We start from the raw sequence: 15440 nt of genomic DNA, 5'->3' as shown, positions 1-15440 counted from the left end.
GTTCGTTATTTATACACTGACGTGGAAATTAAATCTTTTGCAATATCAATGCGTTTAGTATCTTGCAGCATGCCATTTTCAATCATGAAATCTTGATCTTCGTTTAAGTTTTTAATGTCTACAGAGGTCAGCACAGGATTGAAGTCATACAATGAAAATTGTTTTTTAGCATCGTCTAAGCTTATTTTTTGTTCTTTAGCTGTAATTTCCAATGCTTCATCTGGATGTTGCTTGATAAAATCAATAGCTTTCAAATGGGCAGAAAAATAGGCTTTTACTAGTTCTGGATTATTTTTAACCCAATCGGAACGTGCAGCGATAACTGTTGTTGGGCTAATTAACCCTTTACCATCAGCAAGTAATACCGCCCCTGATTTTTCAGCATCGATGACATGGGCCCCTGCAAGAGTGGCGGCATCGACCTTACCTGATAGTAATGCAGCACTCGCCGCAGGAATATCCATATTGATATATTCAATATCATTAAGAGTAAGCCCTTGGCTTTTCAGTGCCGCGACTAATAATTGATTCAGTACCGTCCCTTTTGGCCCTGCGACTTTCTTGCCTTTTAGGTCACTAATACTTTTAATATTCTTATCCATAGTCATCAGGGTATAAGCTTTTGGTCCACGAGAGAATGCAGCAATAATTTCAATTGGAGCCCCATTAGCTTTTGCTAAAATTGCGGATGAAGAGCCAAGAACACTAGCAATATCAATTTTACCGGCGGCCATTGCTTGGGTCTGTTTTGCTCCAGAAGTGATAACCGAGTTATTCACTTTTTTGTTGTAAACTGCCATTTCATTATCTAAAAAGCCTTTTTCGCGCATAATAATGGATGGCATATTAAAAGGTGCTGTCACATATGTGATATTTAATGTGTCAGCGTCATTAGCAAATGCTGGCATTTGAGTAATCAATGCGACTACCAGTAAAATAGACTTTATAAAATGTTGCATAGTAAAAATTTCTCTTGTTAATGAGGCATAAGTTTATCGGTAAGATAACGGCGCATTTTGACAACTTCGTCTTGATCTATCTCTCGAGGATATTTTAAATCAATAAGTAAATCTTCAGTGATTCTCCCATCGTCCATGACTATCACTCTTTGCCCGAGTAATATAGCTTCTTCTATATCATGGGTGACAAAAATGACGCTGCTGTGGGTATTTTCCCACCAAGAAAGTAGTTCATTTTGTAATGTTCTTTTAGTAAAGGCATCAAGTGCTGAAAAAGGTTCATCTAATAATAAAAGGTCAGGTTGAGTAACCAAGGTACGGGCAATAGATACCCGTTGTTTCATTCCGCCGGACAACTGGTTTGGATACATATAATCACATTTTTCTAATTTGACTAATTGTAATATGTCATCAATTCTTCTTTTTATTATTTCCGGATTTTTCTTTTTTAAGTGCTGTAAACCAAAAGAAATGTTTTCTTTTACCGTCAACCAAGGCATGAGACGTGGCTCTTGGAAAATAAAACCAATACTCGGGATTTTATTATTTGCATGAGTGATTTGGCCAATATCTATTTTACATAAATTAGCAATAGCCTGTAACAGTGTGCTTTTCCCACAGCCACTCTTACCGATAATTGTCAAAAATGTCCCTTTCTCAACAGATAAGGTTATATCTTCTAACGCCTTGATAGTGCCTTGATTTCCAGGGTAATGAATAGATAAGTTTTGAATAATCATAGTCGCTGCTTTTTCATTTTTCTTGAGCATGCCAAGGTGACAATTTATTGATTAGCTTAGATAATAGGTAGTCGGTAAACATACCCATACAACCTATGACTAACACGCCAACCAAAATAATATCCGTTCTGGCCAAAGATTCAGCATCAAGCATCATATAGCCCAGCCCTGCACTGCTAGCAATTAATTCCGCACCAACAAGCGATCGCCAACTAAAACCTAAGCCGACTCTTAGCCCTATTAAGATAGAGGGCAGGGCTGAAGGTAAATAAATACGGTAAAATATTTGTGATTTATTGAGGTTTAATACTTTAGCCACATCAATAAGTTTTTTATCAACTTGTTCTACACCACCAATAAAATTAAATAAAATTGGGAATAAACACCCCAAAATAATAACGGCTATTTTTTGCTCTTCTCCAATGCCGACCCAAGCAAGCAGCAGTGGTAACAGGGCTAGAGGCGGAATTTGCCTTAAAAAATTCAATGGGGGGTCAATAATGCTTTTAATCAAACTACTCGAACAAAGTAGCAATGTTAAGATTGATGAAATAATAATGGCAAGTAAGTATCCCCAGAAGATACGTTCCAGGCTAATTAGCAAATGCCGAATGAGTTCACCTGATACCAGTAATTCATAAGCTGTTTCTACAACTGTAATGGGTTTGGGTAAGATATAGATACTAAATCTTCCTGATAAACTCACCAGTTGCCAAACAACAATAAAACTTATCAGTGTGGTTATTGTAATGAATATATTTTTATATTTTAAATCGCGCATGACGGCGATTGTAAGTATGAATGATTATCATTGTCAATTGTTGTTGTTTTTTAACATTTCCTGAGTGGCTTTACTCATACCCATTACTGAACTCCACCTAAAAGCCGGTCTAAAACCTGGCCCACAGCAAAAGATATCTTTTTTGATTTTTTATTACATTAATGTAATATACATAAATGAAAGATAATCAACCTACCTCAGCCAGTGTGCTGGCAATTGAATCGCGCCTGGCAGCAAACCAACGCCGGCGTCATGATTTCCCCCGTGACCAAGCTGGAGTCGTTCGCTTGGTCAAACTCCTGCATAAGCTGTTCAATGACAATGCAAATGCACTGTTACGTGAATATGGGCTAACTCATCCTGAATATAACGTGCTGATCATTATTGATAGTAGCGAGCATGGTTTGGGGCCGAGCGAACTGGCCGAGGCCACCAGTGAAAAAGCCGCTAATATCACGCGCCTTGTTGACCAGTTGATCGACAAAGGGTTGGTGGTTCGTGTTGCCGATGCTGAAGATCGCCGCCGTTTGTCGGTTTGTCTGACTCCTGCAGGTGAAGAATTAATTGTTCGGGTTTTGCCTGCCATTTCAACGCAATTACAGGGCTTTTTAGCTGAGTTGGATGAGAGCGAATGTGGCCAGTTGCAGCAGTTGCTGAGCAAAGTGATTGGTAGTGTGGAAGGTAAAACCTTGTGAATATTGCATCTGTCAGCATGGCTGCACAGATGAAGGTAGGTGGTGGTTACCAACATTGGCTTGAGGCGATGCAAGGTGAAAAACAAGTCTGGTTATTTATTGCCAAAGCTTTGTTGGCCTTATATCTGAGTTGCTGGATAGCCATGCGGCTGGAAATGCCGTCGCCAGCTACCGCCATGATTACTGTGCTGATTGTGATGAATCCCCAAACGGGTATGGTGCTGGCGAAAGCATTCTATCGTGGTATGGGGACCCTGATTGGCTGTATTGCTGGTGTGGTTATGGTGGGATTATTTCCGCAGCAACCGCTGTTATTGCTACTGGTGATGGCATTGTGGTCTGGCGGTATGGCTGCTGGCGCATTGCTTAACCGCAATATGCGAGCTTACAGCTTTGTGCTTGGCGGCTACACCGTCGCCATGATTGTTTTGCCCTCGGTTAATAACCCTGCTGGGGTATTCGACACTGCCATCTGGCGGTTGGTTGAAGTAGGTTTGGGCTTGATTATTGCTAGCTGTGTTTTCGATATCGTGCTTCCTACGCGCCTGCGGGATCCATTACGCAAAGCTGCCACCGATAACTGTGAGCAATTTCTTGATTTGGTGTGCAACAGTTGCCGTAATGGTTTACAAGATCACAGTGCGATAGAAGCATCCCAGCAAGCATTGGTGCGAGGGGCTGTTAGCTACGAAGATTTACGTAGCGTTGCCATTTTTGATGATCCGTCCATCCGAGCCAGTAGCAGCGCACTGACTCAACTTAACCAGCGCTTTATGACTGCCGTTTCCCGTTTTCACTCATTACATCATTTTGTCATGCGCTTGCAACGCGGAAATAACTCACCGACCGCCAATGTATTAACCTCGCATTTATTGCCCTTGGGAGAGAAACTTTCCGATGCTGAGCTACGTGCTCATTTGCCTGATTTACAGCAGGCATTACAGTGCTGGCGCGGGAAGTTGGAACATGAGCTGAAAACTGCGGGGGCATCTTTGCCGGATGCCGCGCAAGAGAATTACGAGATGGGAGTGAGCCTGTTGCTGCGTTTTGTCAGTGACTTTCTGACGTATCTGGCACTGCGTTGCAGTCTTGATGTTGATAGCCCTCACCGGTTGCAACGCCAGGAGCGCCAGGTCGCTCCCTTTATGCGCGCCACTGATCCGATGTCTGTGCTACTGACCATGTTGCGTGCAGGCGGGGTGATGTTCGCCATCGGCCTGTTGTGGATGATGAGTGGTTGGAGCAATGGTGGCACCGCACTGTTTGGTATTGTGGCATTGCTATCTATGCTTTCAGCAGTGCCGAATCCGGTGGCTGTCACTCGCTTGGTCGCGCTGGGCCATCTTGCCGCCCCGGTATTAGGGCTGGCTTGCTATAGCTTGTTGCCGCTATTGAACACTTTTCCCCTGTTGGTTCTTGGCACATTGCCCTTCATGATAATCATCTTGTACATAGGAACGCGCCCGGCATTAGCCCCATTTGGTATGGCGCTGAATATGGGGTTCATGGTGGCATTGATGATCCCATTGGCCCCCACTATTGATGCACAGCGCTATCTCAATGAGGCGGTTGCTATCTCGGTCGGGGTGATAATCGCGCTATTGAGTTTCCTGGTGGTGCCGAGTGTGACCGGGAGCCGTGGCCAGTTGCGCCGGATGATGAGATTAATGCGGTGGCAAGTTCGCCAAGCTGCCCGCTTACCCCTGCGCGGATTGGCAGAAAAGTTCGAAAGCCGTAATAGAGATATTATGTTGCAAGTCAATAATATGACTCGCCCCGGCAGCCTTCCTGCCCGCCGGATGCAAGAGTGGACTTTACTGGTGCACGAAACGGGGCAAACCATCATTGACCTGCGTAAATCAATCCGATTTGGCAATTTCCCTCGAGCAGTTCAGCACTCAGTCACTCAGGTTATTCATACTTTGGGCAGTTTGTATGGCTCTCCTGCGCCCAGAGTCTGGCATCAAGCACGGCAACAATTGGATGAGTGCCTTGAGCAAGTACCAGCGGGTAATCCTGTGAATACACCTTTGCGCCAATTATTGCTCCAGTTAGCCAGCGCCCTTGATGATGGCGACTCGGTATTAGCGCGCAGCGCCAAGCCCCAACTCGCCCGAGGTGTTGAGTAATGCCACATGAATTATCTTTCGGCGGTATCTATGTGCCAGGCCCATTGGCACTGATTATATTGATGCTGCCCCTGTTCTGGCTATTGGATCTGGGGTTGGCCCGCATGGGCTTGTATCGCCGAGCTATTCACCCTTCCTTGATCCGGGTCGCGCTGTTCATTTTGATCTACAGCCTTACCGCATTAATCCTATTTTAATGAGAATTACCATGAGAACCCCAAATCTGATCCGTCTTAGTACCACGGCCTTAATTGTGCTGTTGGCGGCCTTCGTGGCTTGGATGGCTTGGAATCACTATATGCTTTCCCCCTGGACCAGTGATGCGCGCGTGCGGGCAGAAGTCACCCGAGTGGCACCGGATATTTCTGGCCGGGTGACCACTGTGATGGTGCAGGATAATCAACAGGTTAACGCCGGTGATGTGTTATTTATTATTGATCCCGAGCGCTACCGCTTGGCGTTAGAGCAAGCCGAAGCTGACCTGCAATCCGCACGGGCGGGAGCGGCTGCTGCGGGAGCAGATATCTCTGCGGCCGCAGCAGGGACGAAGGCCAGCCAGACCGAATTGGCGATGCGCCAGGCCCATGCAAAACGCCGTGCCGCCTTGGGTGATGTTATTTCTGGCGAGGATCGTGATGATGCGCACTCCTCAGCGAGTGCGGCTCAAGCCAACTTACAACAGGCGCAAGCGGCACAACAATCTGCTAATGCGAGTCAGCAACAAGCTATTGCCTCGGTACGCCAAGCTGAGGTCGCGCTGGCTCATGCCCAACTCGAGTTGGAGCGGACTGTGGTGCGAGCGCCCTTAAACTCGACTGTCACCAATCTTGATGTGCGGGTGGGGGATTATGCCGATGCAGGACAGGCGCGGATCGCGCTGGTCACGACTGGGACTTTCTGGATTTACGGTTATTTCGAGGAAACTAAACTGCCGAAAATTCATGTCGGTGATGCAGTAGATATTCGTTTGATGGCCGGTGGCGTGCAGCTAAAAGGTATGGTCGAAAGCATTTCTAATGGTATTGCCGATGCCGCCAGTCCGAAAGCCGATAACCTGCTGGCAGATGTGCAGCCCACCTTTAATTGGATTCGTCTGGCTCAACGTATTCCAGTGCGGGTGCGCATTGATTCGGCCTCCACTCCAGATGACCTGCGCCTGTCAGCTGGTATGAGTGCCACTTTGCGAGTGCGGGCGGTGAACTGAATAATTCAGACATCCTAACCCAGGAGATTCGCGCCCATTTTTAATTTTTCTTAGGCCAAAATTCTAACCAAGCTGGCATGAGTCATTGCAGTGCTTAGGGTGTCTTCCGGCACCCATATCCGCCCAAATCCTTTGGTTGTGGCCTCAATTCCCCCTCTCGTAATAACTTATTAGCGCTTAGGTTGGCTAAGTGCTCTGTAGTCGGTAGGGCAGTAAGTAATCGCGATGAAATGGCGGCCAGCGTCTACAGTTACCTTGTCCCTATGACATCTGGTGGCTTTTACCGCAATGGCGGAAAAATGAAGCACTGGCACGGTGCAACACCGGATACCGCGATGACACACATTGCTATCGCTGAATCTCTCGATGGCAACCCTGTGGTATTGCTCTGTGCGCAACGCGTTAAGACTCACTCTAACCGCTGAGATTTATTCAGCTTAACGTTAGTGAATTCCTTATACCGGAGAGACAAGATGACAATGAAAGTTCTCGGTTATGCTGCCAAGTCAGCACAAGTTCCCCTCGCGCCACTTGAGTTTACCCGCCGTGACCCTCGGCCTGATGATGTGGTCATGGAGGTGCTCTATTGTGGTGTTTGCCATTCTGATTTGCATCAGGCCCGCAATGATTGGGGATTTAGCACTTATCCGCTGGTGCCGGGCCATGAAGTTATTGGGCGCGTCACTGCGGTTGGGAAAGATGTCACCAAATTTAAAGTGGGTGATTTTGCCGGAATTGGCTGCATGGTGGATTCCTGTCGCCAGTGTCAGCCGTGCCAACAAGGTCTGGAGCAATATTGTGAAGAAGGCAATGTGCAAACTTACAATGGTGTCGACCGCCACGATCATACGCCAACCTATGGCGGTTACTCACAAACCATTGTTGCTTCGCAAGATTTTGTGTTGAAAATTCCCAAGGGATTGGATTTGAAAGCGGCTGCGCCATTGCTGTGTGCCGGCATCACTACCTGGTCACCACTGCGTCATTGGCAAGTAGGGAAAGGAAGTAAAGTTGCGGTAGTTGGTCTGGGTGGGCTGGGTCATATGGCCTTGAAGCTGGCGAATGCGCTGGGGGCAGAGGTAACGCTTTTTACCCGTTCGCCAAGTAAAGAAGCAGATGCCCGCCGCTTGGGTGCCCATCACATTGTGTTATCCACCGATGACGCGCAAATGGCGGCCACGAAAGGGCAGTTTGATCTAATTATCGATACCGTACCTTATGTCCATGATATCAATCCCTATATGCCGACATTGAATGTCAATGGCACCTTGGTGTTTGTCGGTTATCTTGGGGATCTTAGCCCGATGATTAATACCATGCCATTAATTTTGGCGCGGCGTTCTGTGGCGGGTTCATGTATTGGTGGTATTGCTGAAACACAGGAAATGCTGGATTTTTGCGCCAAACATGGCATTGCTTCAGACATAGAAATGATTAATATTCAGGATATTAACCATGCGTACGAGCGCATGTTAAAAAGTGATGTGAAGTACCGTTTTGTCATTGATATGGCGTCATTAACCGCCTGATAAAATCCTATAAATCAGGGAGGTAAAACAAACTCCCTGAATATCATTAAGCCGGTAAATCAATCAACACGGCCCGCAATGGTGTTTCTGCTGTAATCACTAAATGCTGCTCTTCTTGCACAAATGCCCCGTCACCGCAGGTCAGGCGTTGAGCTTCATTGGCTTGTGGGCCTTCTGCCGTGACAGTGCCGTGAATGGATTGCAGATAAGCTCTTGGGCCATGCAAAGTTAGCTTATATTGCTCACCAGCGGCCAAATCCAGATGATGAATCCACACTTGCTGGCGCAGTTTCAGGCTGTTTTGCTCGCCGTCAGGGGAGGCCAACAGCTGCAAAGATTGGCTGCGCAGTTTGAGCCGCTGTGCTGGCAAACTTTCTTGCTCCGGACAGGCATTAAGCCATAGCTGAATCCGGGTTAAGCTGTTGTCTGGGCTAAGATTATGCTCGCTATAGCTGACGCCAGATTGAGTTGAAAATAACACGGCATCGCCGGTGTTAGCGCGCACATGGTTACCCAAGCTGTCACGATATTCCACTTCACCTTGTAAGATCAGATTAAGAATATCGACCCGTGGGTAAGTGCGTGGCTGAAAGGATGCGCCGGGAGCCAGCACTTCCTGATTCAATACGCGCAAAGAGGCATAGCCTAATAATTTAGGATCAAAATAGTGGCCGAAAGAGAAAGTATATCGGGCCTGAAGCCAACCAAAGTCAGCTTGCCCGCACTGTTTTGCTGTTCTGCATGTGATCATGACAATGACGACCTTTGGGTAAAATTTGTGGATATTAATTCGTAAACAAATGGTAAGCGTCTGGACGCCAGATTGTTAGCCAGTTAATCTGGTCGCTATATTCAAATTTCCTGATTGAGAACATGATGAGTAAAGATCGGGCGCTAACGTTAGAAGCATTAAGAGTGATGGATGCAATTGACCGCCGTGGCAGTTTTGCTGCGGCTGCCGATGAATTGGGGCGGGTTCCCTCAGCATTGAGCTATACCATGCAAAAACTTGAAGAAGAGCTGGATGTGATGCTGTTCGATCGCTCCGGTCACCGCACCAAGTTTACCAATGTCGGCCGCATGCTTTTGGATCGCGGGCGGGTGCTGCTGGAAGCGGCAGATAAACTGACCACGGATGCCGAAGCACTGGCTCGGGGCTGGGAAACCCATATTACCATCGTCAGTGAGGCGCTCTCTCCGGCGTGGAAACTGTTCCCGCTGGTTGATAAATTGGCATTGAAAGCCAATACGCAAGTTTCAATTTTTACCGAGGTATTGGCTGGCGCATGGGAGCGGTTGGAACAGGGGCGGGCTGATATTGTCATTGCGCCGGATATGCATTTTCGTGCATCTTCAGAGATTAACAGCCGCAAATTGTACAAAGTGACCAGCATTTATGTTGCCAGCCCAGACCACCCAATCCATCTGGAACCTGAACCACTTTCCGAACTGACACGGGTGAAATACCGCAGTGTCGCGGTTGCTGATACGGCTCGTGAACGCCCGGTATTAACGGTGCAATTACTGGATAAACAGCAGCGATTGACGGTGAGCACCATTGAGGATAAACGGCGAGCGTTATTAGCCGGTTTAGGTGTGGCGACCATGCCATATGACATGGTCGAAAAAGACATTGAAGCCGGGCGTTTACGGGTTGTCGGGCCAGAATATAGCCGTGAAGCCGATATCATTATGGCGTGGCGGCGTGACAGCATGGGTGAGGCCAAATCCTGGTGTCTGCGTGAGATCCCTAAGCTATTTGCCAATATGAATAAGTAACCTGCTACCGCGCCTTAATGTGGGAGTCACAGCTATCCTAATTAAGCAAAGCGGATATCTCTGCCATGCGGTTCCAGCAGATCTTGCTGTGGGCCGATGGAGATAATGCCATAAGGATTTATGGTGGCATGACTACGATAATAATGATTGCGGATATGGGCAAAATCCACCGTCTCGGCAATACCGGGCATCTGGTAAATATCGCGCAGGAAACCCGTCAAATTGAGGTAATCGCTGATTCGGTGTTTATCACATTTGAAATGCGTGACATATACGGGATCAAAACGAATGAGTGTTGTCCATAAACGCAAATCGGCTTCTGTCAGTTGGTTACCGGTCAGATAACGGTGTTTTCCCAGTATCTGCTCCAAGGAATCTAATGCACTGAATAAGGTGTTAGCGGCTTCGTCATAAGCCACTTGTGTGGTTGCAAAACCGGCTTTATACACGCCATTATTGACCTGATCGTAAATCCACCCATTGATATCATCAATATCGCCGCGTAGCGCTGCCGGATAATAATCACCCGTTTTGGCACCTACACCATCAAAAGCACTATTGAACATTCGAATGATATCGGCTGACTCATTGCTTACAACAGTTTGCTGCTGTTTATCCCATAGTACTGGCACGGTCACGCGCCCACTATAGTTGGAGTCTGCCCGTAGATAGAGCTGGTAAAGATAATCAAGGTTATAGAGATCATCGCCAGTGGCTGCCGGGAAATCACGGCCGAATGTCCAGCCATTTTCTAACATCAGTGGATGCACGACAGAAACTGAGATAAGTGATTCCAGACCTTTCAGGGTGCGCATGAGTAAAGTGCGGTGCGCCCAAGGGCAGGCGAGAGAAACATATAAATGGTAACGATGGGCTTCGGCTTTAAAACCGGCTTTGCCCTGTGGGCCTGCTTGCCCATCCGCAGTGACCCAGTTGCGAAACTGTGAAGTGCTGCGTTTGAAATGGCCGCCGGTAGATTTGGTGTCATACCAGATATCTTTCCAGATACCCTCAACGAGTTGTCCCATCAAAAATCCCCTTTGTTTTCTAGATTACAGCTTTGTTAGCCGCTGTTATTCACCCAATTCATTGAATTATCTCAATGAATTGGGCTTATTCAGTTACCTTCTACCCGCAATTCGAACTCTATTGGGTATCTATTATGGCTTTAAAACTGGCTTACCACTTTTTACCCAGCAGACGGTCGATACTGAAACCACCGGGGCCTGCAACTGCCAGTACGATGAAACCGCCAGCGATAGTCAGGTTTTTCATGAACATCAGTTGGTTAACGCCTTCCGCAAAATTCGTGTGGAAGATCAAAGCGGTCAGAATAGTGAAACCGGCAGTGAACAGCGCAGTGGTGCGGGTCAGGAAACCAAACAAAATAGCCAAACCACCACCAAACTCCAGCAAAATAGTCAGTGGCAGGAAGAAACCAGGGACACCCATAGCTTGCATATATTGCTGGGTGCCAGCATAGGCATCACCCATTTTGCCGTAACCGGCAACAATAAATAAAATTGGCATCAGAATGCGTGCTACCAACAGGCCAGTATCTTGTAATTTGTTCATTGATGACTTCTCCAAAAAGTTTTTTGTATTAATGCCTGGCATCTGCTGGCGTTAATTGCGGACAGTAATGTCTGTGTGTGGTTATTTACGGGTGATTTCCGCAAACTCCCTGAGTTGATAAGAGAATGTTAGTTGAGAAGTAGGAAAGTTGTTAGCAAGTAAAACTGTCGTTTTTCATCAAAAAAACTGAAAGGACAGAAGATAACAGGCGACTTATTGGGAGAAGTGGTTGAAAACAGGAGAAATTATATTCTGGTGTATTCAACCAAAAGATAATAATGGTGTGTCGATGTTGCTGTGAGAGGGGTTAACGGAGGAAAAAAGTACTACGAAACAATCGGATAGTCCCCCATACACTGACAGCTCTACGCGACCAGCGAACTAACTTACTCGGGTGCCGAATCCCGTATAGTGCCAATAGACTGGAGCCAACCATCAAATATTTTCGCATACTGACCATGGTTGCCCAGCCACGATCATAAGGCGCGGTAACCTCGACCCATTGTGCGGCACACTGAGCGAGATCCAGACGTTGTTGCTGGATCTCCTGTATCAATGCGGCCTTTTCTTGTGCTAATTGGCGGCGGTTCAAGGCTTTTTCTCCAATAATTCGCGATCCGTTTCCAACTGTTTACGGGTAGAACCCAGCAGAGTGGAGTGGCGCGCTTTGGTGATTGTCCAGATAACACCAATTATCGCCAAGATTAAGAGTACTGCGGTTGTCGACCCCAACGCGATTAAACGATAGGCCGGATCAATAGCCCATAGCACCAATACTAACAGGCTCATTAAACCGAAAGCAGCTAACAACAGGGTAATCCCCGCCATCATCAGCAACTGAATCAGTGTTGCCTTTTCTTCTTCCAGTTCAATTGCAATGAGCCGAACACGGGTTTCAACCATGCCAACCACGATAGTGGCGATGCGATGGACAGTATTGAGGACCCCTTTACCGGGGCCCTGAGTTTGAGGAAGTTCAGCCATAATCAGCGGCGAGACAACAGAACGCCTAACACCACGCCGACAGCGGCACCGATACCAACGCCAGTCCAAGGATTGTCATGGACATAAGTGTCAGCTTTATCAGCAATTTCTTTGGTTTGAGCAGCGATTCTATCGCCAGTTTCACTCAGACGCTCACGAGTATCTTTCAACGCACTTTCCGCTTTAGCCCGCAGCTTATCTAACTCAGCTTTCGGCTTATCGGTCGACGATTGCAGGACTTCTTCTAAGGTATCTGCAAGTGACTTAAGTTCAGCACGCAAATGTTCAGAGGTTTTATCTTGTGGCATGTAATAGCTCCTTAACATAACTGAGGTGAGTATCTAATTTAGTAAATTTTTCTGGGAGTTGATAGGTTAATTATCCTAATAAATTCCAAATAATTTACTATTCTTTCATTGAACTGCAGTTAAATTCGGTATCGCTAGCGCGGTGCTTGAGCTGCTTGTAACTCAGCATTGGCTTCAGCTAACTTTTTCTTTTGTTTGGTAATTTTATCAGCATCGCCTTTTTCCTGAGCTGCAGTTAAATCTTGTTGGCGCTCAGTGACTTTGCGTTGCTTGTCTTGAATTCTCTCATCACGATCAGCTTGCAGACTAGCAACTGTACAATTATTTTTCACATTTTCCAATGCGGTTTCCAGTCCTGCAACGCGCTGTGTATTGCCATGCTGTTTAGCATAATTTATCTGTTGTTGAATGTTTTGGGCTTTGATGTCGCAGCCATTTGTTTGGGCTGCGGTACTGTAAAACGCAGCCATGGGTAACACCAACAGGAGAAAATGACGTAACAACATAGTATAGCTTCCTTTTATACAATATTAACTTGGGGTAAAAATGTCCTTTGAACCGCGGGTGGTTAGCGCGACAAACTCACCGAGTTACTTGACCACGTAAGCTCACGGATGAGTCCATTTTCTGCTGACCTACAACGCTAATCCCCCCAATAAGGGTTGTCTTGAATGACTAAGCATAGCGCTGAATTATGTGATACCCAAGTTTACGCAGGTATTTTTTATATATTTATCATATATCAGCGGAATGGAAGGGTGAAAAAAAGCGATAACGACGGGGAGAGAACCCCCCATCGGCCGGGTTACCCTACGTTTTGTAGGGTATTTCTGAACGCAGGCAATAAACGCTGACGTTTTTTGGATTCGCTTGAAACAATCACAAAACCAGTTGGCAAAATATTCTGTAATGCCTCAATAGCTTCTTTTTGTTGTTCCGGAGATTCCAGGCTGACCACCAGGCTATTATTCTCAGGAGTGATGCTTTTGATGCGAATCCCTCGCTGGTCAAGATGTTGATAGAGATAAAAACCGTCGGGCAATGACAGCCCCTGCTGGTTAGGCCGAATTTTCAAGGCACTTTCTGTGCGCATAATCATGGGCGTAAACAACAGCGCTACCAGCAACAAAACCGTTACTGGCAGGATAAGATAGTGCCAAATCGGGCGGCCAAAACGCCCCCTAATGGTGATCACTCTGGCTTACCTTCGTTTTTATCATTGCTATCTTTAGCAGGAGCCGCGTTTTTTTTGCGCCAAAGCACATATAAAGAACCAAACAGGCCAATCACCAAGAGTGCCAAAGGTAACAACATCAGGACGAACATCACTTCGTCTTCGTATTTCAAGAATACCGGCGTTTTGCCAAAGGCAAAGCCCATCGTCGTCAGGATCAATACCCAAAGCAGGCCACTCATCCAGTTAAAGAATTGAAAACGGGCATTACTCAGACCGGAAAGACCGGCAATGGTTGGTAATAAGGTGCGCACAAATGCCAGGAAACGGCCGACGAGTAGAGCAGACAACCCATGACGGTGGAACAGGTTATGGGCGCGCTGGTGGTAGTGGGCGGGTAGGTGAGCGAGCCACCCCTGTACAATTTTTGTATTCCCGAGCCATCGCCCTTGAATATAACTGACCCAGCAACCCAGACTGGCTGCGGTGGTCAAGACAACAAGTGTCACGGGGAAGCTCAGAGCACCTTTTGCAATAAGGACACCCACCAGAATCAGCAAGCTGTCGCCTGGTAAAAAGGCCGCCGGCAGCAAACCATTTTCCAGAAAAAGTATCACAAACAACAGGATGTAGATGGCCCAAATGAGAGACGGGTTCGCTAGTGTCTCGTAGTCTTGTGCCCATAAAGCATGTAAGAGTTCTTTAATAATATCCATCTGGTATTCCTAAAACGTCATTGTTTGTTGTATGCATCGTTATGGATATAAACACGATCATAAAGATATCTGATAGTTTTGATAAAGGTACCAAAAGGCACGTAGAAAAAACCAATTCACTGATATCTAGAGATAAACTGACTTCTTGTTAAGAGATTTTGACTATGACACCAACAAGAAAGTTATCAAACTAAATGATGGTAGGTAAGCATCCCGCTATATTGAATATTACTCTCTTTCCAGCCACCCACACGATTTTGCTGTGGTGATACATGGAAAATCCAATTGGAGTACTTTAACAGCGGCTGTGATTGCCGTGTCGGTTTGTAGATTTCATCTGCTCTGCTACTGCGTAATATGGCCAGATGTGGCGCGGGCCATGTGTTATTGGCAAATAAAGGATGGGTCGACCCAGTAAATTTGATAGCACCCAGCCGGTTTTTTATAGCGATTTTTTTGGCTGGTACGCCCAATAGGCGAAATTGCGAATACAGACTTTTCTTCTGTAAATATAGATAAGATGAAAGCCCGTTTAAGGATGAAAACGTGCTTTTGACAGCATGACAGTTAAGTGCAGATAAGGCGAAGGAGGATGGGGGATATGTGGGCGATAGCAAGCTGCCGGAAGCAGAACCGACCCAGCAAGAGACCGCAATAAACAGAGCAAACAACCAGCGCATGTATTTGCGTTTCGCTCCCAAAGCATCCAAATAAAAAAGTGCAGCCACTCTACCAAAATAGCAGGGTATGAAACAGGGAAATATAGGGGCTAATTGAGTGTTTTTTAAGCAATAGTTTCAAAGCAGGTTTAATACTGACGTTTGCTGACAGAAGTCGACATTTACTGACTTACCCTTCGTCCTTGAT

General features: G+C 46.5%; 19 protein-coding genes and 1 pseudogene. 7 read left to right on the top strand and 13 right to left on the bottom strand.

Features of this window, described 5'->3' with window-relative positions; all coding sequences use genetic code 11:
• Positions 1-5: 5 nt before the first annotated feature.
• Genes YROHD0001_RS08035 through YROHD0001_RS08045 form a run of 3 tightly spaced genes read right to left on the bottom strand, consistent with a single transcriptional unit; the run spans position 6 to position 2480 of the window.
• A complete protein-coding gene (locus YROHD0001_RS08035) occupies positions 6-959 on the bottom strand; it encodes an ABC transporter substrate-binding protein (RefSeq protein WP_004714898.1) in 954 nt (317 codons plus the stop codon).
• Positions 960-976: 17 nt separating this feature from the next.
• Complete coding sequence (locus YROHD0001_RS08040; RefSeq protein ID WP_004714897.1) at positions 977-1699, bottom strand: ABC transporter ATP-binding protein; 723 nt, start codon at positions 1697-1699, stop codon at positions 977-979.
• Between the two features lie 13 nt (positions 1700-1712).
• Complete coding sequence (locus YROHD0001_RS08045) at positions 1713-2480, bottom strand: ABC transporter permease (RefSeq protein ID WP_004714896.1); 768 nt, start codon at positions 2478-2480, stop codon at positions 1713-1715.
• A 176-nt stretch (positions 2481-2656) separates the two neighbouring features.
• Here YROHD0001_RS08045 and YROHD0001_RS08050 point away from each other — a divergent pair, with 176 nt between their 5' ends.
• The 6 genes and pseudogenes from YROHD0001_RS08050 to YROHD0001_RS08070 all read left to right on the top strand — a co-directional run bounded on the left by YROHD0001_RS08050 (position 2657) and on the right by YROHD0001_RS08070 (position 8037).
• Positions 2657-3175 (top strand): MarR family winged helix-turn-helix transcriptional regulator, encoded by a 519-nt coding sequence (locus YROHD0001_RS08050; protein ID WP_004714895.1) that lies wholly within the window; start codon positions 2657-2659, stop codon positions 3173-3175.
• A complete protein-coding gene (locus YROHD0001_RS08055; protein ID WP_050413249.1) occupies positions 3172-5304 on the top strand; it encodes an FUSC family protein in 2133 nt (710 codons plus the stop codon). Before YROHD0001_RS08050 ends, YROHD0001_RS08055 begins: the two co-directional genes overlap by 4 nt.
• Positions 5304-5501 carry a DUF1656 domain-containing protein gene (locus YROHD0001_RS0117945; RefSeq protein ID WP_032816997.1) on the top strand — a complete coding sequence of 66 codons (198 nt, stop codon included), beginning with the start codon at positions 5304-5306 and terminating at the stop codon, positions 5499-5501. The genes YROHD0001_RS08055 and YROHD0001_RS0117945 overlap by 1 nt, the downstream gene beginning before the upstream one ends.
• 11 nt (positions 5502-5512) lie before the next feature.
• On the top strand, positions 5513-6508 hold the full coding sequence (locus YROHD0001_RS08060) for an HlyD family secretion protein (protein ID WP_032816996.1): 996 nt from the start codon (positions 5513-5515) through the stop codon (positions 6506-6508).
• A gap of 299 nt (positions 6509-6807) precedes the next feature.
• Positions 6808-6933 (top strand): annotated as a pseudogene (locus tag YROHD0001_RS20825) (hypothetical protein); the annotation flags it as partial.
• 48 nt (positions 6934-6981) lie between these two features.
• Positions 6982-8037, top strand: coding sequence for an NAD(P)-dependent alcohol dehydrogenase (locus YROHD0001_RS08070; protein WP_032816994.1), 1056 nt, complete (start codon positions 6982-6984; stop codon positions 8035-8037).
• A gap of 46 nt (positions 8038-8083) precedes the next feature.
• On the opposite strand, the gene YROHD0001_RS08075 is transcribed toward YROHD0001_RS08070, so the two are convergent.
• Positions 8084-8788 carry a pirin family protein gene (locus tag YROHD0001_RS08075; RefSeq protein WP_004714890.1) on the bottom strand — a complete coding sequence of 235 codons (705 nt, stop codon included), beginning with the start codon at positions 8786-8788 and terminating at the stop codon, positions 8084-8086.
• A 125-nt stretch (positions 8789-8913) separates the two neighbouring features.
• On the opposite strand from YROHD0001_RS08075, the gene YROHD0001_RS08080 reads away from it, so the two are divergent.
• The gene (locus YROHD0001_RS08080) at positions 8914-9816 is read left to right on the top strand and encodes a LysR family transcriptional regulator (protein WP_032816993.1); all 903 of its coding nucleotides are present in this window, start codon (positions 8914-8916) and stop codon (positions 9814-9816) included.
• Positions 9817-9857: 41 nt separating this feature from the next.
• On the opposite strand, the gene YROHD0001_RS08085 is transcribed toward YROHD0001_RS08080, so the two are convergent.
• The 9 genes from YROHD0001_RS08085 to YROHD0001_RS20735 all read right to left on the bottom strand — a co-directional run bounded on the left by YROHD0001_RS08085 (position 9858) and on the right by YROHD0001_RS20735 (position 15253).
• Positions 9858-10844, bottom strand: a complete 987-nt coding sequence (locus YROHD0001_RS08085; protein ID WP_004714888.1) for a glutathione S-transferase family protein — start codon at positions 10842-10844, stop codon at positions 9858-9860.
• A 151-nt stretch (positions 10845-10995) separates the two neighbouring features.
• A complete protein-coding gene (locus tag YROHD0001_RS08090) occupies positions 10996-11391 on the bottom strand; it encodes a DoxX family protein (protein ID WP_004714887.1) in 396 nt (131 codons plus the stop codon).
• A 307-nt stretch (positions 11392-11698) separates the two neighbouring features.
• Positions 11699-11983: a YqjK-like family protein gene (locus YROHD0001_RS0117940; RefSeq protein WP_032816992.1), complete on the bottom strand. Its 285-nt coding sequence runs from the start codon at positions 11981-11983 to the stop codon at positions 11699-11701.
• Positions 11980-12375 carry a phage holin family protein gene (locus tag YROHD0001_RS08095; RefSeq protein WP_004714886.1) on the bottom strand — a complete coding sequence of 132 codons (396 nt, stop codon included), beginning with the start codon at positions 12373-12375 and terminating at the stop codon, positions 11980-11982. The genes YROHD0001_RS0117940 and YROHD0001_RS08095 overlap by 4 nt, the downstream gene beginning before the upstream one ends.
• 2 nt (positions 12376-12377) lie before the next feature.
• Positions 12378-12683, bottom strand: coding sequence for an ElaB/YgaM/YqjD family protein (locus YROHD0001_RS08100; protein WP_004714885.1), 306 nt, complete (start codon positions 12681-12683; stop codon positions 12378-12380).
• 134 nt (positions 12684-12817) lie between these two features.
• Positions 12818-13189: a DUF1090 domain-containing protein gene (locus YROHD0001_RS08105; RefSeq protein ID WP_032816990.1), complete on the bottom strand. Its 372-nt coding sequence runs from the start codon at positions 13187-13189 to the stop codon at positions 12818-12820.
• 299 nt (positions 13190-13488) lie between these two features.
• Positions 13489-13878, bottom strand: coding sequence for an EnvZ/OmpR regulon moderator MzrA (gene mzrA / locus YROHD0001_RS08110; protein ID WP_032816989.1), 390 nt, complete (start codon positions 13876-13878; stop codon positions 13489-13491).
• Complete coding sequence (locus YROHD0001_RS08115) at positions 13875-14573, bottom strand: DedA family protein (RefSeq protein ID WP_004714882.1); 699 nt, start codon at positions 14571-14573, stop codon at positions 13875-13877. The genes mzrA and YROHD0001_RS08115 overlap by 4 nt, the downstream gene beginning before the upstream one ends.
• A gap of 185 nt (positions 14574-14758) precedes the next feature.
• Complete coding sequence (locus YROHD0001_RS20735; RefSeq protein WP_032816988.1) at positions 14759-15253, bottom strand: hypothetical protein; 495 nt, start codon at positions 15251-15253, stop codon at positions 14759-14761.
• Between the last annotated feature and the right edge of the window lie 187 nt (positions 15254-15440).

This window comes from Yersinia rohdei ATCC 43380, from assembly GCF_000173775.1.
GTDB lineage: Bacteria > Pseudomonadota > Gammaproteobacteria > Enterobacterales > Enterobacteriaceae > Yersinia > Yersinia rohdei.
Note: the sequence above shows the minus strand (reverse complement) of the source record. Positions and strands in the feature narration are given on the sequence as shown.